At 52.1% G+C, this 16,960-nt stretch carries 14 protein-coding genes and 1 pseudogene; 13 read left to right on the top strand and 2 right to left on the bottom strand.

Annotation, left to right across the window (positions count from 1 at the left end; genetic code table 11):
• Positions 1–16: 16 nt before the first annotated feature.
• The 12 genes from V7Q49_RS05525 to V7Q49_RS05470 all read left to right on the top strand — a co-directional run bounded on the left by V7Q49_RS05525 (position 17) and on the right by V7Q49_RS05470 (position 13,802).
• The gene (locus V7Q49_RS05525; RefSeq protein WP_333849744.1) at positions 17–493 is read left to right on the top strand and encodes a hypothetical protein; all 477 of its coding nucleotides are present in this window, start codon (positions 17–19) and stop codon (positions 491–493) included.
• Positions 494–668: 175 nt separating this feature from the next.
• Positions 669–1,445: a hypothetical protein gene (locus tag V7Q49_RS05520; RefSeq protein ID WP_333849743.1), complete on the top strand. Its 777-nt coding sequence runs from the start codon at positions 669–671 to the stop codon at positions 1,443–1,445.
• Positions 1,432–1,827 carry a hypothetical protein gene (locus tag V7Q49_RS05515; protein WP_333849741.1) on the top strand — a complete coding sequence of 132 codons (396 nt, stop codon included), beginning with the start codon at positions 1,432–1,434 and terminating at the stop codon, positions 1,825–1,827. The genes V7Q49_RS05520 and V7Q49_RS05515 overlap by 14 nt, the downstream gene beginning before the upstream one ends.
• 59 nt (positions 1,828–1,886) lie before the next feature.
• Complete coding sequence (locus V7Q49_RS05510; protein WP_333849739.1) at positions 1,887–2,237, top strand: phage tail protein; 351 nt, start codon at positions 1,887–1,889, stop codon at positions 2,235–2,237.
• Complete coding sequence (locus V7Q49_RS05505) at positions 2,237–3,007, top strand: phage minor tail protein L (protein WP_333849738.1); 771 nt, start codon at positions 2,237–2,239, stop codon at positions 3,005–3,007. The genes V7Q49_RS05510 and V7Q49_RS05505 overlap by 1 nt, the downstream gene beginning before the upstream one ends.
• A 12-nt stretch (positions 3,008–3,019) precedes the next feature.
• Positions 3,020–3,751, top strand: a complete 732-nt coding sequence (locus V7Q49_RS05500) for a C40 family peptidase (RefSeq protein WP_333849737.1) — start codon at positions 3,020–3,022, stop codon at positions 3,749–3,751.
• Entirely contained in the window at positions 3,739–4,338 is a 600-nt protein-coding gene (locus V7Q49_RS05495; protein ID WP_333849735.1) for a tail assembly protein, read from the top strand. Before V7Q49_RS05500 ends, V7Q49_RS05495 begins: the two co-directional genes overlap by 13 nt.
• 55 nt (positions 4,339–4,393) lie before the next feature.
• The gene (gene gpJ, locus V7Q49_RS05490) at positions 4,394–9,304 is read left to right on the top strand and encodes a TipJ family phage tail tip protein (protein WP_333849733.1); all 4,911 of its coding nucleotides are present in this window, start codon (positions 4,394–4,396) and stop codon (positions 9,302–9,304) included.
• 71 nt (positions 9,305–9,375) lie between these two features.
• Positions 9,376–11,418, top strand: coding sequence for a pyocin knob domain-containing protein (locus V7Q49_RS05485; RefSeq protein ID WP_333849731.1), 2,043 nt, complete (start codon positions 9,376–9,378; stop codon positions 11,416–11,418).
• Positions 11,419–11,758: 340 nt separating this feature from the next.
• Entirely contained in the window at positions 11,759–13,021 is a 1,263-nt protein-coding gene (locus tag V7Q49_RS05480) for an SEL1-like repeat protein (protein WP_333849730.1), read from the top strand.
• 218 nt (positions 13,022–13,239) lie between these two features.
• Positions 13,240–13,479 (top strand): hypothetical protein, encoded by a 240-nt coding sequence (locus V7Q49_RS05475; protein ID WP_333849729.1) that lies wholly within the window; start codon positions 13,240–13,242, stop codon positions 13,477–13,479.
• Positions 13,479–13,802 carry a hypothetical protein gene (locus V7Q49_RS05470; RefSeq protein ID WP_333849728.1) on the top strand — a complete coding sequence of 108 codons (324 nt, stop codon included), beginning with the start codon at positions 13,479–13,481 and terminating at the stop codon, positions 13,800–13,802. Before V7Q49_RS05475 ends, V7Q49_RS05470 begins: the two co-directional genes overlap by 1 nt.
• Before the next feature lie 183 nt (positions 13,803–13,985).
• Here the strand turns inward: V7Q49_RS05470 and V7Q49_RS05465 are convergent, their stop codons facing one another.
• Together V7Q49_RS05465 and V7Q49_RS05460 are read right to left on the bottom strand one after the other, a co-directional pair.
• On the bottom strand, positions 13,986–14,501 hold the full coding sequence (locus tag V7Q49_RS05465; protein WP_333849727.1) for a GNAT family N-acetyltransferase: 516 nt from the start codon (positions 14,499–14,501) through the stop codon (positions 13,986–13,988).
• Between the two features lie 329 nt (positions 14,502–14,830).
• Positions 14,831–15,223, bottom strand: coding sequence for a hypothetical protein (locus V7Q49_RS05460; RefSeq protein WP_333849726.1), 393 nt, complete (start codon positions 15,221–15,223; stop codon positions 14,831–14,833).
• A 374-nt stretch (positions 15,224–15,597) separates the two neighbouring features.
• Here V7Q49_RS05460 and V7Q49_RS05455 point away from each other — a divergent pair.
• Positions 15,598–16,893, top strand: a pseudogene (locus tag V7Q49_RS05455) (MFS transporter); the annotation flags it as partial.
• Positions 16,894–16,960 lie beyond the last annotated feature (67 nt).

The raw sequence follows: 16,960 nt of genomic DNA, 5'->3' as shown, positions 1-16,960 counted from the left end.
TATCATGAGCTAAACCATGTTAATCAAGGGGATGATAGTGAAAAGGGCTTTATTGGTTTTAGCTTTTGTCGGTCTAACTGGTTGCGACAATCCACCTGCGAAAAAAAATACTTCCGCAACTGATTCGAAGCCAACCATTTCAGAAATGATAGCGAGCGGGACTGAGGAAAAAACATCACAATGCACCAAAGGAAATGTGTCTTTAAATTGTGAGTTTCTTTCTGGAGATCTGCTTGGCACTGGTAAGTGGCATTATGCAAAAGTATTCATTTCAAAAGACGGAAAGGTTGATGTGACTGTTGATGAGGAGAGGTTCTTTTCTGTCGGCACTGATAGTTATTTTCATGAAGGTGTGGATGTTGGATCATTCAAATTCAAAGGTCTTAAAGACTCCAGGGCTGAGGTAAGGATCAGTAATTCCAACTCAGTTTCAACCATCAGTCTCGATGTATGGAATGCTGCAGATAAGCAGTTCATGATGGCAAATTATTAACCGCGACACCCACCAGCCACCCTACCGAACTCGAGCCTCGCTAACGCGGGGCTTTTTTGCTATGTAGCCGCGTTAGATATTAGCCTCGCCTTGCCTATACAGTACCTGCACAGTGATTGCGTAAGCGCTACCCGTCGCGTAAACTTTTCGACAACATAAGTAAATGGGTAAGACTATGGCTGCAGGCGTACCGCAAGAGAAGGCCACTCAATTCATTGAACTCTACGGCAATATGCTTTTAGAGGGCATTGCTATAGATGAATTCTCATATAAGCGTGGAGTGCGTGAACTTGAGCGCCAAAATACTAGTACCTCTGTCTCCGCTCTTGGCTTTCTGCATGGCCTATATGGTGATGTAGAGCGGGCTATAGCCGTATTTCAAGCTGCTGATCCGCTGCGTGATGTTACCGTTGCTACTAATTTCTGTTTTATGTTACGGCATACAGGCTGCGTAAATCAGCTTCACCACTATGTGTTCGAACTTGCTGATGCGCACCAGACAAAGGTATTGACAGTTGGTGCCTACTCTATGGCCTATCGTTTTGGGGATAGGGCCAAGCTTGAGCACTACTTTGATATGCATGTTAAGTTACTTTCGGAAGATGAAAACAGGTCTGAAGCAATAATTCACAAGCAGGAATTATTGTCCGAACTAGATAGAACTTTCTCTTTGAGTGGATGCTCCCGAGACCAGTTTGAGTTACTTGCTAAAGTAATCTGGACATTAACAGAGAAGCATCGCTTGACATCCGGAACCGTTGAGTTAAGCAGCGGAGTCAGTACTTGTTATGTGGTTGATATACCTAACAAAAATCCAGAATTTATAGCCAAGCTTAACTGGGAGTTGGCAGAAGCAATATGTAGCCAAAGTGCTTTGGATGATTGCGATATAGTGGCGCGGTTCTCTCCGTCTCGTCAGCTTCATGTTGGGGTAAGCTATGGCAATAATTAGTGATGATTTGCTGGGTTGTGCTGACTCGTTAATAGAATTGGGAAATGAGACTGGTTTTCGCAGCTGCATTTCTCGTGCTTATTATGCCAGTTATCACCACGCTTTGGAGTCACTCCACTCGGCTCCGGCTTTCGCTTCAAATCACCACAGCAATCTGATTGGTTATATGAGTAACAAGGCAGAAAATAAGCTTGAGCCATATGATTCAACTCAGCTGAAGTTGCTCAGTTACAGTTTGCGTCAGCAACGCGAAGCGCGTAATGAGGCGGATTACCACATTTCGGAAGTAACTGTAAGCAAGGAAATGGCTGAAACATCATTAGCCAGTTCAAGGCTATTTTTCCAAAAATGGAATGACTTGAAAAAAGCTATAGCATCCTGATAACCAAGTATAAAATATCATCAAACCCAGCTCCGGCTGGGTTTTTTTATGGAGCAAATATGGCAGTTGAAACCTACAGCTGGCGCTCGCAGCTCGGTGCCGGGCCTGTCGAATACAGCCAGGCACTGCGCTCTGCGCAATTCGGCGATGGCTATGAGCAGGTGGCCGAGAACGGTATTAATTCCACGGCTATTCAGGTGCCGATGAAGCACGTCGGGGCAGAGGCGGAAGTGAACACGATCCGCGATTTCCTGCTGGCCCACACGGTCAAGGCCTTCATCATCACCCCGCCAGGTGAAGTGAAAGGGCTGTACCGGGTTGTCGCTGACTCCGTGCGGAAAAACCAACTGAATAGCAAATTCTCTGAGCTGACTTTCACTATCAAACGGGCCTACGGAGTCTACGCATAATGGCACTTGTCGATCAGGCGGCGATGCTGGCACCGGGTGGCAGGGTCCGCCTGGTCGAAGTGGACGCCTCCGAGTTTAGTGGCGGGATCCACCGCTTTCATTACGCACCATTCCCCCATACGCCAGCAGAGATTGACGCGGCGAACGGTGACGAATCCAAACTGGGACCGAAGCCCATAATCTGGGATGGCAACGCTTATGAGTTCTGGCCTTTCCAGATGAGCGGGCTATCTCTCTCGACCGATCAGGCTGCAGAGCCTTCATTCAGCACGTCAAACCTTGACGGGCATATCACCGCGCTGTGCCTTCAGTTCAAAGATATGGTGAATGCGAAGGTGAGCATCATCGACACCTATGCCGTCTATCTCGATGCGGTGAACTTCCCGGGCGGCATAAACCCGACAGCCAATCCGACGATGTTCTCTCTGCAGACGTTCTGGCTCGACACCAAAACTGCGGAAGACGATGAAGTCGCATCCTGGGCAATGAGCAGCCCGGCAGACCTGCAGGGCCTGGTGATCCCGACCCGGCAAATCACCTCGCTCTGTGAGTGGGCGCTGCGCGGGCAATACCGTAGCGGTGACGGCTGTACCTACAACGGCACGGTGTACTTCGATGCGAAGGGTAATGCGGTCGCTGACCCGGCGCTGGATGTGTGCGGCGGCTGTCTAAGTGACTGCCGTAAGCGGTTTGGCGCCGGACTGGCAGAGCCTAATGCGGCAAACCTCGATTTTGGCGGCTTCCCGGCAACCGTTCTCTTCTCCCGATAACCGGATATACCAATGAACAAAACCATTATGGCGGCGATCCGTGCGCATGCGCTGGAGGAATCCCCGCGCGAGTGCTGCGGCTTCGTCATCCAGTCGGGACGGCGTCAGCATTACATTCCGGTACCGAACAGCCACGAAAATCCGACAGAGCATTTCCGCATTGACGGCGAGCACTGGGCGAATGCTGAGGATGCCGGAACGATTGTCCGCGTCATCCATTCTCACCCGGGCGACGGCGCACGGCCTATCCCGTCAGAACTCGATCGCCAGCAGTGCAATAACTCCGGTGTGGTCTGGGGCATCTACGCGCCGGATTGCGATGAATATGCAGAGGTAACGCCGGACGCCATCCCGCTGATTGGTCGCCCGTTCATTCTGGGCTCTCACGACTGCTGGGGCTTGGTCATGGACTGGCACGCCACGCAGGGCGTGACGCTCAACGATTTCCGCGTGGATTACCCATGGTGGGAAAGCCAGTACCCGGAAAACCTGTATTTTGAAAACTGGGAGCGGGAAGGGTTTGTCGAATGCGACCCGACGCCCGGATGCATGGTCATCATGCAGGTGGAGTCTGCTAAGTGGAACCACGCGGGGATCATCACTGAAGAGGGCGAGTTGCTGCACCATCTATACGGCCAGCCTTCATGCGTCACGCCGTACGCCCGCGGCTACTTCAAAGACCGGACCATGATCTGCGTTCGTCACAAAGACCTTCAGCAGGAGATTCAACCATGGCGCGTTTAACCACGATTCGCCTGTACGGGGCGCTGGGGGCCCGGTTTGGCCGCGTTCACAGGCTGGCGGTTCAGACCTCGGCGGAGGCCGTGAAGGCTCTCTGCATCAACTTCGACGGGCTTGAAAGCTACCTGATGAACGCCAAAAAGAACGGCATGACGTTTGCGGTGTTCCGCGGTAAGCGCAACATCGGTGCGGATGACTTCAGGGATTTGGCCGGGGACAGTGATATTCGAATCGCGCCAGTGATGGAGGGGGCAAAAAAAGCGGGTATGTTCCAGACGATACTGGGTGCTGTGATGGTCGTTGCCGGTATTGCAACGGGTATTCTCACTGGCTGGACCGGTATCGGCGCGACGTTTGCTGCAGGATTGATAATGTCCGGTGGCTCAATGATGGCAGGCGGTATCTACCAAATGCTCTCACCACAGCCCAAAGGCCTGAAGGGGCGCGATGACCCGGACAACAAACCCAGTTACGCCTTTGGCGGGGCTGTTAATACCCTGGCAATGGGTAACCCGGTCGCGCTGCTTTATGGCGAGCGTGAGATTGGCGGCGCCATTATTTCAGCGGGGATCGTGGCAGAGGACATCTGACAGCTTCTCACTCTTCAGTTAGCACCCACTCGGGTGCTTTTTTTATGGATGCAATATGGCAACGATTACTGGTGCAAAGGGTGGCAGCCAGAAGCAGCATACGCCCGTGGAACAGCCTGATTCAGCCCAATCTATGGCGCGTTGCCGCTTGCTGCTGGCGCTTGGCGAGGGTGAGTTTGCTGGTGGGCTGGATGCGACCCGGATCTTCCTGGACGGCACGCCGCTGGGCAACGCCGACGGCTCAATGAACTTTGAGAACGTCTCCTGGGATTTTCGCCCGGGCACTCAGACCCAGACGCCGATCCCCGGCTTCCCCGCTGTAGAGAACGAAACCAGTATCGGGGTGCAAGTGACGAAGGCAGCGCCCTGGACGCGCGCCATCAGCAATACCCAGATTGACGCCGTGCTGGTGCGCATTGGCATCACCGGGCTTCAGCAGCAGGAGAAGGACGGCGATATCGTGGGCACCACCGTCGCATACCACATCGACGTTGCGGTTGATGGCGGGGCATACCAGACAGTGCTCACCAAAACGGTAACGGAAAAGCTCAGTTCACTGTACGAGCTGACGCACCGTATCAATCTGCCCAAAGCAACCACTGGCTGGCAGATCCGTGTGGTTCGAGATACTGCCGACAGCGCCAGCCAGATGTTGCAGAACAAAACGCAGGTGCAGGCCATCACTGAGGTGATCGATGCCCGCCTGCGCTACCCGCATACCGCGCTGCTGTATGTGTCATTCAACGCCAAAGCGTTCAGTAATATCCCGAAGATATCCTGCAAGCCGAAAGGCCGGGTAATCCGCATCCCGCAGAACTACGATCCCGATGCGAGGACGTATAGTGGTACATGGGATGGCATCTTCAAATGGGGCTGGACCAACAACCCAGCGTGGATATGGTTTGATGTCCTGACAGAGCCGCGATTCGGCCTGGGTCGCCGGGTAACGGTGGATATGCTCGATAAATGGGAGCTCTACCGCATTGCCCAGCGCTGTGACCAGAAAGTGCCGGACGGGAAGGGCGGAACCGGCACAGAGCCGCGATTCATGTTTGACGTCTATATCCAGTCGCAGGCCGACGCCTGGCAGGTTATCAAGGATATCGCCGCTGGCTTCAACGGCATGACGTTCTGGGGCAACAACATGTTCAATGTTGTCTCTGATATGCCGGCAGACACCTCGAAGCTGCAGATCCTGACCCGTGCATCGGTCGTCGGCAAGCCAACATATTCCAGCGGCAGCGAAAAGACGCGATTCTCGAGCGCGCTGATTAACTTCAGCGACCCGGATAACCATTATCAGGACCGCACCACTGCAGTAATGTTTCCTGAGCTGGTGAAGCAGTTCAAATTCAAGCAGACCCAGCTCACGGCCATCGGCTGTACTCGCGAGAGCGAGGCGCAGCGCCGCGGCGGGTGGGCGGTTTATTCCAACTCTCTCGATCGCATCATCACGCTGCAAACCGGGCTTGATGGCTTCGCCTATGTGCCGGGCACCGTGTTTGCCTTCGCTGATGAGCGCGTTTCCGGGCGCGTGTATGGTGGTCGCCTCACAGACTATAACGCCGGGCTTAAAGCGGTAACAACCGATCGCGGTACTAGCGCCGTCGCGGGTGACACACTGATGATCCGCACCCAAGGTGGCATTGTGGAAAGCCGGGTTATACAGGCAGTCAACGGCACGCAGCTGATCGTGGCCACGCCGTTCACAGCAGCGCCAGCGCCAAATGCCGTCTTCGTTATCGATGCCGGGCAGCTGCGCCTGCAATACTTCCGCGTAACGAACCTGACCTTTAACGACGAGGAAAACACCTATTCCATTACCGGTGCGGAGTACAACGCATCCAAATATGATGCCGTTGACCAGAATGCCCGACTGGATATCCCGCCGAACAGCCTCATCCCCACAGGGGTTGTCTCACAGCCCGGCAATATCTTGGTGTCGAGTTACGAGTCGGTGCGTCAGGGTCAGCGCATAGCGACGATGACGGCGTCCTGGGATGTACCGCTGGATAAAGCCGGTAAGCCGCAGGCCGATGTGATCGCCTATCAGGCTCAGTGGCGCCGGAATGATAGCGAGTGGGTAAACGTCCCTCAGACTGGCCTTCGCAATATTGAGGTGCCCGGCATTTTTGAAGGCGATTACCTGGTGCGGGTCCGGGCTATCAACGCTGGTGGCGCATCAAGCCTGTGGGCAACATCAACGCTGACCCACCTCAAAGGCCGGGTGGGTGATGTTCCAAAGCCAGTGAATTTCCGTACCACACCATTGCTGTGGGGCGTGCAACTGGACTGGGATTTCCCTGCGGGCACTGGCGATACGCTGCAGACAGAAATTCAGTATTCCACGGCATCAACCGGTACAAATCCCATGCTGCTGGCTGGCGTGCCGTATCCCCAGCAAATTTACCAGCAATTGGGCCTGAAAGCAGGGGTAGGGTTCTGGTACCGGGCGCGACTTGTTGATCGCACCGGTAACCAGTCTGCATGGACTGACTTAATCCAGGGCAGCAGCAGCTCGGTTGCCGCGGATTACCTGGTTGATATCGATAATCAGATCAAACAGACCGATGCCTATAAGGACCTTGTTTCGGAAATCACGGATCTGGGTGACGATATCCAGTCAACGCGTGACGACATCAAGACAGTGACGACAGAATCAGCGGCAACGAAAGCGGGTCTGGCGCAGGAAGTCACGGACCGTAAGAAAGCCATCACTGACGAGGCAACGGCCCGCGGGCAGGCGCTGCTGACCGAGAAGAACGAGCGTGTCGCAGATATCAGCAACGTTAACCAGACAATTCAGACCACTACCGACTCGCTGGCGCAGCAGATCGCGCAGATATCGGCGGGCACCGGCTCCCAGTTCGACCCGGCGAAAATCTGGTACTTCGATTCGGCAGTAGAGGGCTGGACCGGGAACGGAACACCCACAATTGTCGACGGGTGGATTCGTCCCGCCAACCATACCACCGCTCCGTGGGTAGCATCTCCTGGCTCACTGGCTATCAACTCCTCGTCCTATCGCTTCATCAAACTCCGCATCAGGAAATTTGGTGCGCCGGGATGGAAGGGGCAGTTGCGGTGGCGCAATGCTGCTGGCTTCAACGACACCAATATGTTGGCGATCGTTGAGCCTGCATACGATGCGAACGGTATCGGAACAGTAGAGTTTGACAATATTCCGTGGTTAACCGAAACCACGATTAACCAGATTCGGCTGGACCTGTCCACCAAGCAGGACGCGACGAACTATTACCTGATTGACTGGGTGGCGGTCGGACGGCCAACACCGGGGGCCGGGATGGCGGCACTGCAGCAGGAGACGACAGCCCGTGTCACTGGCGACCAGGCGGAAGCCACGGCGCGCGAGACGCTGGCGACGCAGATCCGGGGCGGTTATACCGGTGACGATCCGTCAAAACTGGCATCGGGCCTGCTGTACACCGAGCGTCAGTCGCGCATTACGGCACAGGAAGCGGAGGTAACAGAGCGGAAGAAGCTGGAATCGACCGTAAACGATAACCATGCAGCTGTAACTCAGGAGTTGGCGACGCTGACGACTGAGCAGGAGGCTCAGGCTACCACGCTTTCGGGCCTGCAGGTCACCGTCGGCAAAAACACCGCCGATATCACCACGGTCACCAAAGCTGTCGCTGATAACGATAAGGCGCAGACCTCAGCCCTGGATACCGTTAAAGCCGCAACGGAGAAGAATTCGACTGATATCAGCACGGAAACCATGGCCCGCACGGATGGTGACAGCGCGCTCGGCCGGCGCATCGATACGCTGAAAGTCGATGTGGATGGCAACACGGCCAGCCGGGATGCCGGTATTGTCGGCAACGTCACGAATGCGCTCGCCAACTTCATGGCTTTCTCGGATCAGCGTGTCACGTTCGCCGTTGGCGAAACGAAAATGATGGCCGAAATCACCGATGTCCGTAAAACCACCGCGGATGCCACCACTGCCATGGCGGAGCAGATCACCTCGCTTTCGGCGACGGTTGAAACCAACGGCCAGACCAACGCGGCTGCGATCACCCGTATTGACCGGACGGTTGTGGATCTGGAGAGCGCCACGGCGACCAGCATTCAGCAGGTGACGGCGTCAATTGGGCAAACCAATGCCAATGTTCAGACGACCAGCCAGGCTGTTGCTGATATCAACGGTAAGCTGAGCGCGCAGTGGGGAGTTAAAGTCCAGGTGGAGGCCAACGGCATCAAACGCATCGCGGGTATCCAGCTGGGTATTGATGCCACGGGCTCCTCTAACTTCCTCGTTAGCGCCGACACGTTCGCAGTTTATAACCCGACCACTACCGGCCAGGAGCTGGTATTTGCGGCAACTGGCGGCCAGATGTTTTTGCGATCTGCATTTATCCAGGATGGTTCGATGGATAACGCCAAAATCGGTAACTATATCCAGTCCAGCAACTGGGACGGGACGGGGAATGTCGGCTGGCATATCAATAAATCCGGGTATGCCACGTTTAACGGCGTGACGGTGAGGGGGACGATATACGCAAGTGCCGGCGAATTTAGAGGCACTGTATATGCAACAAACGGTGAGTTTCGAGGTACGGTTTACGCCACGGATGGCGATTTTCAGGGAACCGTTTACGCGAATAAAATCGTAGGTAATATTTCAGAATCTAAGATGTATCCGGGGTTTTCACAAAGTTCAGGTAGCAGTAATACTATGACTATTAACTATGCTGGAAATCCTCGCTTACCTGTCAGGGTATCTATTTTCTTTACCATTAATGGTTATGGTGCAGGTACCAGGTTCTGGATTAATGACGTGGAACAAACTGACCGTGGTTCAGGGAAATCTTATGGTTTTTCTTATGACGTAGGGGCAGGAGTTGGACTGACAATAACATTAAGGGCGTCTGGTAGCGGGTACATTTCAACAAGCCCAATAATTGCAATCGTCACTCCTCAAGGCACCGGATTAAGTTAACCAGCGCTAAACACGACTCATTTTAATCAAACCCAGCTCCGGCTGGGTTTTTCATTTTAAGGACCTCATAAATGGCTACGATTGATGACAATTTAGCGAAAACCGTCACGGAAGCATTTCGCCAGGCGCAAATTGATATTGCCAACCAGGATAAATTGCTGACGGGTCCCGGCGACGTTACGCTTACACGGGCAGACGGAACTTTGGTCACCGGCCCATCCTGGCCGAAAATGACCGGAATCACGACTTCGTCGATACAATGGCGCGGCGGCATTCCGGCAAGTAAAAATCTCAACGAGATGGGGCCAAACTCTACTTACGTTGGTGCATGGGGACAGTCCAGCGTAAGCGCCACTGCCGCCGATATTGCAAACGGATATCCTGCACCAGAGCGCGGTGTACTGGAGATTTTCGCAGGTGGGCGCAGCAATGGCACTCAGCGGTATACAACTGATGCCGGGCGACTATTCACCCGCTGGCTTACTGGTTCGTGGAACGGTTCAGGGCCCTGGTCTGACTGGTGGGAGGTAGGCGGCTTAAGCTCCAACACAGTCCTTCCGACAACGGTAACCACGCTTTCAGACGCAACGTATTTCGCGCAAAACCAGACTTACGTGCTGGCTGGCATTCGCACCGATAGCCCCGTAGGGCTGACCGCCGGGCAGAATAACGCAATTATTATGTCTGTGCGCAGGGGCGGCGGTACGATCATGGGCCTGCACCAGACGCTATTTACCGCTGTTGGGACGTATGAGCGCTATGGTGCGCCAAATGCTGCGACAGGCTGGACATCGGTGTCCTGGTACAGCGGTGGCGATGCTTACGGCTGGAGGCTGGTTGGCGCTGATGCAATGGCGGCTATTGGGGTTGGCGTTGCCAGTCAAGGCAGTGCTACGGCTTTTGACTGGCAGCAGGCTGATTTTTATTCTGGACAGATACAGGTAACAAACGTTACTGGGTGGCTGAATGCGCCGCCAGAGCTTAAAAGCCCGGCAGGGGATATTGTTGCAATTGACTGTGTTATGGCGCGGACCAGCGCAACCATGTGGGTTGTCCGTTTAACCTCACAGTCAATGACGCCATCCGCCAGATACGAATATATGGTGGTAATTAAAGGGGCCAAAGGTAGCCGCACGTTTAACGTAGTGCAGGAATTTAACAGCGACCCAACAACCGTAATCCCAATCGCCAACGGCGGCACCGGGGCCACAACTCAGGCTGCGGCGCTGACAGCCATACTTGGCGGAAATGCGCTATCGGTTGCCAATGGCGGCACTGGTGCCAAAGATTCGACCAGCGCGTGTACAAACCTGAAAGCAATGTCTGTAGACACGGCGGTTATCGCTAACGCCGATCTTCCTACGCTTCCTAGTCGGGTATTCCAGGCTGACACTTCAACAGTTGTGTCTAATGGCCGACCTTATAACTACTGGCTTGGGCTGAACATTGCCGATGGTGCGCAGGACTATGCTCAGCTCGCTTTCCCTCTCCTTGAGGAGAAGGTGCCGAAGATCAGATATCGAATCAACACGCCTTCGCCACGTTTCACCACGTTCAGAGAGTTCTTTGTAAGGGACGTTAACACGGCAGTTGATACGAATGGTTTCATAAAGATTGCTTCGCCTATCGTGAAGGTGTTTGGTAATGGGGAGTCTGAAACTAATGATGAATCGGAGGGTGCGGCAGTTGAAAGGATTGGCGTTGGTGAGTATCTGATTACTGGGGTTCTTGGGCTAAATTCCGATGCTTCATGGAGTGGGATCGATGGTGGTTTTGATATCCCCAAAGATAGAAATCTTCAACCTCTCGTATGGCTTGACTATGAAGTGAATGCTGATGGTTCTGTTCTGGTGAAAACCTACCACCGCACTCACCCGGGGGCCCCGGTATTCGCCCGCAACGAGCGCGAAGGTGTTGCGGAGGGAGACCCGATAGATATTCCTGCCGACCAGTTCGTTTCTGTTCGTGTTGGGATGCCTGCTGACAGCATCTACAACAAAAAGCTGGAAGAGGCGGCGCGCATTCAGGCCGAGCGTGAAGAGGCCAGAAGGCTGGAAGAAGAGGAAGCGGAGGCTGCTGCCAATCCCGGTGAACAACCGGAAGTTCAGCAGTAATTATCAATAGGCAGGGCTTTATTGCCCTGGCCGTCTTTCAAAATACTGTATAAATACGCAGCAGTAATCAATTAGAGGTCACCATGCCCTGCCAATCAGACATTAACTCAGCTTTCCAGTCGCTATCCAACTCAATAATAAAGGTTACTTGGCTAGCAAATGCAGATCAATAAAACCATAAACCACCCCTCGACTGTATCTCCCTAAGTGTAATATAACTGAGCATGGTGGCGTCAGGAATTAAGATATAGAACAAGCCTAAGTTGATATGAACTAGCTACAAAGATCTATCCAACAAGGCATTACACATTAACCATGAAAAATGCTGAGAATTAAAACAATGAATCTGAAATTTTTTTTGGCTTCTCTTCCCTTTATTTTTGCAGTTAATACTGGCGATGCTAAAGCTGAAAGCCAATTCGAAAGCGTAAAAAAAGCAGCAGAAGCAGGAGATGCTCATGCTCAGTATAGTTTGGGTGCTGACTTTTATATTCCGGGTGAAGGCGGGGCGGATAAGGACTATGCTGAAGCAAAAAAATGGTTAGAAAAATCAGCTTCACAAGGTGTTACCGATGCTTATTATCCACTTGGGGTATTATATTCATTTGGATTCGGAGTTGAAAAAGATCATAAGAAAGCAGTGGAGTTTTACAAAAAAGCAGGTGCCGCCAGAAGTGGTAGTGCTTACTTCAATCTTGCTGAGACCTATCGGCAAGGTCTGTTAGGTAAGAAGGATGATAATCAAGCAATTAAATATTACAAGCTTGCCTCCGCTGCGGGTGATCGGAAAGCCAGTGAGATGGCTGGATGGTATTATGAGACTGGGACCGCCGTTCGGCAAAACTATAAAACTGCTTTCTCATACTATCGTAATGCAGCAGAAGCCAATTTTGCATCATCACAGGCGGCTATTGGCCGTTTTTATGATGATGGTCTGGGAGTAAAAGAGAACAATAAAAAAGCTCTGGAATGGTATCAAAAGGCGGCTGACAATGGTGACATCTCATCAATGACGAACGCCGGAGCCATGTACAAAGAGGGCGAAGGTACTGAGCGCAATTATTCTATGGCAAAACGCTACCTCGAAAAGGGGGTCGAGAACGGTTCCCCGGAATCGATGTATAATTTAGCAGGTTTATATATTAATGGGCTCGGTGTTGATAAAGATTTAATCAAAGGCAGCGAACTGTACAAAGGGTCGTGCGATAAAGGCTTCCAGGAAGGCTGTTCCACCGTTAAAGAACTCAGGTCCAAAGGCATGTATCATGCTAGAAGCACAAAACCTGCCAACAAACCTGACAGCACTACTATGCCGCAGAGACTTGTAGCAAAATCTATCGAAAGCGGCATTAATGCCACCTTCATCTGGGAAGGTGACGATGCGGTATTCGAAGCCAATGATCACAAAATCGACTGTACATTCATGCCAAACGAATATAGTAAGGAAAATCAACTGGCTACAACTTTTGTTTGCACGGAAAACGTCCAGATCATTCTCAAAAACTTCAAAGATACACAGAACTCCTACATTGCTGTTATGACCGATAATTTTAAAAAAGAAGTGAAGACTTTCTCTGTCAATGTTTACGTGAGTAAAGGCTGAATCTGTCGCTGTAATTGAATTGCTACCATAATCACAAGTTTTTGATGCATTTAAAATATGTCTGGTGTGGCCAGCAGCGTCACCTTGCAGAAAAAATACTTCTGCAATAGCGTAACTGCATCCGGATGTTCAGCAGTAATCATCAATAGGCGCTGCCGCATTGATCTGCACTCTCTTTAAAACTACTGTATATAAAAACAGTAAATGGAGTGCAGATCATGCCCCGCCGTTTCGACATTCATGCCGCATTTGTGGCTGCAGTACAGCAAAACCCCAAAGGCTATCAGTGGTTACGCACTGACGACTTCATCCGTGAGTTACGCGCGAGAACCTGGCATTTCACGCAGGCCGACGCCAACGAGTGGATCCAGCGTTATCAAGAGTTTTTTGTCGACAAGACGCCTGACCATAGCGAAAACAGGTTGTGGATGCTCCGCAACATGGGGAGGGTGTTGTAATGGGCTTTCCCTCACAGGCAACGGACTATGTCGAGCGGCGCTTAACGCCGGAGCTGATCTGCGGAGTTGGCATCGACACTCGCATAATGGAAACGTCATGCGGCTTTGCCGTCATCGAACCGATCACTCGGTTGGTCCAGGGGCAGGTTCTGCTGATCCTCAGTGGTGGGCAGACCCAATTTGCACGGTTTCTGGGAAAAGCGTTAATAACGGATGATGGTGAAGCGATAGAGGGAGCCGCTGCGGAAGAGGTGGAAGTGCTCGGGCGGGTGACATACTTCATGAACAGCACAGTTGGTGATGGTGACGAGTCGCCGATGTAAGAAGCGGTGCGCAAACGAGGGGGCGATGGTGATCTTTCCTAATGAGTTTTAATGTCCGCTGTGAGCGAGGAGCGGACAAAACAGAGATGATTATTCGACAATGATTACGTCTAGTTCCGGTTGTTTGTAGTCCAAGGCATAACTTCTTTAACGCTACCCTCGTTTGCACGGGGTAGCCAACATTTAAGCAGGCCTGCGTATCTTAAGCTCATACACCACACATGGCACATCGTAATGCTGCTCTATTGCTTTGTAAGTCATACCTAATCTTTGCATCACACGCTGCGAGGGGATATTTTCAGGATCGGCAACAGCAACCAGATAAGTTGCTCCTACCTGTTCCGCCGCGTAATCAACGATCGCTTGAGCTGCCTCTGTTGCATAGCCCTTGCCGTTATGTTCCGGGACGAGACGCCAGCCAATCTCTAATGGTGCGCCATCCACGTTTGCCAGGTGCTGGAGGCATGCTGCACCAACGATCACCCCAGAGGACTTCTCTTTGATGGCCCACCATGAGAAGTTGTACTTATCCCAACGTGCCTGGACTCTTCTGATACCTTCCCAGGTTTCTTCGGGCGTTTTAACGATACCTCCGGTGATATAACGCATCACACCGGCATCACTATCCATTACCCTCAAGCCTTCGTAATGAGAGTCATCATAGGGTTCAAGCTTTAAACGGGGTGTTTCTAAATCCATCTACTGTGCCTCTTACGTGAAGATATGACTTTCGGTGAACTTATCCCAATAGCACGACGTAAACAACGTCGGCTTCTGGCACGAACCGGACCGTGGTATCCACTATAGCTTTCTGATGCCCTTCAATACTCAATTCGAAACCAGCCACACATCGGCCTCATCAAACATCTCTTCCAGCATGCTATTCAGCTTAATCCCAAAGGTGACCAATGCTAGAGGTCTTCTTGCACATACGTGAAATGAATTGGCGCCATGGGCGGGCGATCATCCATAGGGGAATATAGGCACAAGTTAGGTAATACGATGAATGCCATGACTCTGATATGTATTCAAAAGGAGCTTATGTCATGAATGTTAATTTCAGATGTGCAATAACTTTTTGGAATATATTGCTTTAGCCCAAAGGGACAAAGTTTAAACCGACACGGTAATTCACGATCACATTGCTGGCTCATATCTCGGCGGTTTCCGGGGCATTCGTTTTTCATCCTAAATCCTAACCAACGCACTGATGAATAAGTCATTACATGTGCTATCCAGACAGGTCTGCGGCGATCATCAATAAGTATCCCTTTTTCAGTCATCATTACGACTTCCCCTGGTCGCACGTAATAATCCCCTTTGAACCAAAGGATATAATTCAGCCCATAGGATGTTTCTACCTTTCCAAAAAACGTACCTGTCTCTGGGCTTGCTACAGTCTCAACTATCTTCCACTCCATAAATCCCTCTTGCAGTGCTTTTGCTTCGTTATGCTGTCCATTACATAAGGCGTGCATGAATGTTTAAGTAATTTTGCAACGCAAAATAATGGTAGGTAAAAATTGAGGGGAATTCAAATAACCTTACAAAGAAAATGAGAATCTTTACAATTCCGATTTAATACAGAAAAAAACAGGCGCGAGCCGGGATGTAGGGATTTTCTGGCAAGGAGCTAGGCATTTAATGGGGTTTTTATGGGGCATGGATGGGGCATAAAAGTGCCGCAGGTGATATGCAAAAGAACAGATGGATGCATTTCACGAGCGGCAAGTAACTGTTAAGTACTCAGGAATTAAGCAAAATCCCACAAAGACCTGTAACAGCGCTTTAAATTATGGACTTCCAGCTCTATTCGCTGGGCGCAGCATTAGTCTTTCACGAGATCTTCTTCCCGGAACAGTCGGCGGCGATGGCGCTGATTCTGGCGATGGGCACCTACGGCGCGGGCTATATCGCCCGTATCGTCGGGGCCTTTGTTTTCGGCAAAATGGGCGACCGCGTGGGGCGCAAGAAGGTGCTGTTTATCACCATCACCATGATGGGGATCTGCACCACCCTGATTGGCGTGCTGCCGACCTATGCGCAGATTGGTATCTTCGCACCGGTGCTGCTGGTGACGCTGCGTATCATTCAGGGCCTCGGCGCTGGCGCAGAGATCTCCGGCGCGGGCACCATGCTGGCGGAATACGCGCCAAAAGGAAAACGCGGCATCATCTCCTCGCTGGTGGCGATGGGCACTAACTGCGGCACCCTGAGCGCCACAGCCATCTGGGCAGTGATGTTTTTCTTCCTCGACCGTGAAGAGCTGCTGGCCTGGGGATGGCGCGTGCCGTTCCTCGCCAGCGTAGTGGTAATGATCTTTGCTATCTGGCTGCGTATGAACCTCAAAGAGAGCCCGGTATTTGAGCAGGTCAATGCCGAAGAAGCGCCGGCGCAGGCTGCCGCGCAGGAAAGTACGCTGGGTGCGATGGTGAAGAGCAAGTCGTTCTGGCTGGCGACCGGTCTGCGTTTCGGCCAGGCGGGCAACTCCGGTCTGATCCAGACCTTCCTCGCCGGTTATCTGGTGCAGACCCTGCTGTTCAATAAAAGCATTCCAACCGATGCTTTAATGATCAGCTCGATCCTCGGGTTTATTACCATCCCGCTGCTGGGCTGGTTGTCGGATAAAATTGGGCGTCGTCTGCCTTATATTGTGCTGAATATTTCCGCCATTATTCTGGCTTACCCGATGCTGTCGATCATTGTCGATAACACCTACACCCCGGGCGTTATCATGACCTCGATTATCGTGATCCATAACTTTGCGGTACTCGGACTCTTTGCCCTGGAAAATATCACCATGGCTGAGATGTTCGGTTCACGTAACCGCTTCACCCGCATGGCGATCTCAAAAGAGGCGGGCGGTCTGGTAGCCGTAGGTTTTGGCCCGGTACTGGCGGGGATCTTCTGCAACATGACCGGCTCCTGGTGGCCGATTGCAGTGATGATGGTGGTGTATTCCGTTATCGGCCTCATCTCAGCCCTGCTGATGCCAGAAGTGCGTGACCGCGACCTCAGCATCCTGGAGGATGCCGCAGAGGACAAATCTGCCGCGCTGGGCATTAACAACAAACATCGCGCTATCTCCTGACGCCTGATGACTCTCCTGCTAACGCAGGGGAGTCTTTTTTTATCCCTCGCCAAAAAACAACGCTATT

Origin of the sequence: Leclercia sp. (genome assembly GCF_036780805.1) — a bacterium.
GTDB lineage: Bacteria > Pseudomonadota > Gammaproteobacteria > Enterobacterales > Enterobacteriaceae > Enterobacter.
This window is presented reverse-complemented; position numbering and strand designations above follow the sequence as displayed.

What these genes read in the sequence shown, in the direction of transcription:
- V7Q49_RS05500 (WP_333849737.1), top strand. Translation starts at nt 3,020, where the DNA reads ATGAACAAAACCATTATGGCGGCGATCCGTGCGCATGCGCTGGAGGAA.
- V7Q49_RS05460 (WP_333849726.1), bottom strand. Translation starts at nt 15,223, where the DNA reads ATGGAGTGGAAGATAGTTGAGACTGTAGCAAGCCCAGAGACAGGTACG.
- V7Q49_RS05475 (WP_333849729.1), top strand. Translation starts at nt 13,240, where the DNA reads ATGCCCCGCCGTTTCGACATTCATGCCGCATTTGTGGCTGCAGTACAG.
- V7Q49_RS05525 (WP_333849744.1), top strand. Translation starts at nt 17, where the DNA reads ATGTTAATCAAGGGGATGATAGTGAAAAGGGCTTTATTGGTTTTAGCT.
- gpJ (WP_333849733.1), top strand. Translation starts at nt 4,394, where the DNA reads ATGGCAACGATTACTGGTGCAAAGGGTGGCAGCCAGAAGCAGCATACG.
- V7Q49_RS05465 (WP_333849727.1), bottom strand. Translation starts at nt 14,501, where the DNA reads ATGGATTTAGAAACACCCCGTTTAAAGCTTGAACCCTATGATGACTCT.
- V7Q49_RS05480 (WP_333849730.1), top strand. Translation starts at nt 11,759, where the DNA reads ATGAATCTGAAATTTTTTTTGGCTTCTCTTCCCTTTATTTTTGCAGTT.
- V7Q49_RS05515 (WP_333849741.1), top strand. Translation starts at nt 1,432, where the DNA reads ATGGCAATAATTAGTGATGATTTGCTGGGTTGTGCTGACTCGTTAATA.
- V7Q49_RS05520 (WP_333849743.1), top strand. Translation starts at nt 669, where the DNA reads ATGGCTGCAGGCGTACCGCAAGAGAAGGCCACTCAATTCATTGAACTC.
- V7Q49_RS05485 (WP_333849731.1), top strand. Translation starts at nt 9,376, where the DNA reads ATGGCTACGATTGATGACAATTTAGCGAAAACCGTCACGGAAGCATTT.
- V7Q49_RS05505 (WP_333849738.1), top strand. Translation starts at nt 2,237, where the DNA reads ATGGCACTTGTCGATCAGGCGGCGATGCTGGCACCGGGTGGCAGGGTC.
- V7Q49_RS05470 (WP_333849728.1), top strand. Translation starts at nt 13,479, where the DNA reads ATGGGCTTTCCCTCACAGGCAACGGACTATGTCGAGCGGCGCTTAACG.
- V7Q49_RS05495 (WP_333849735.1), top strand. Translation starts at nt 3,739, where the DNA reads ATGGCGCGTTTAACCACGATTCGCCTGTACGGGGCGCTGGGGGCCCGG.
- V7Q49_RS05510 (WP_333849739.1), top strand. Translation starts at nt 1,887, where the DNA reads ATGGCAGTTGAAACCTACAGCTGGCGCTCGCAGCTCGGTGCCGGGCCT.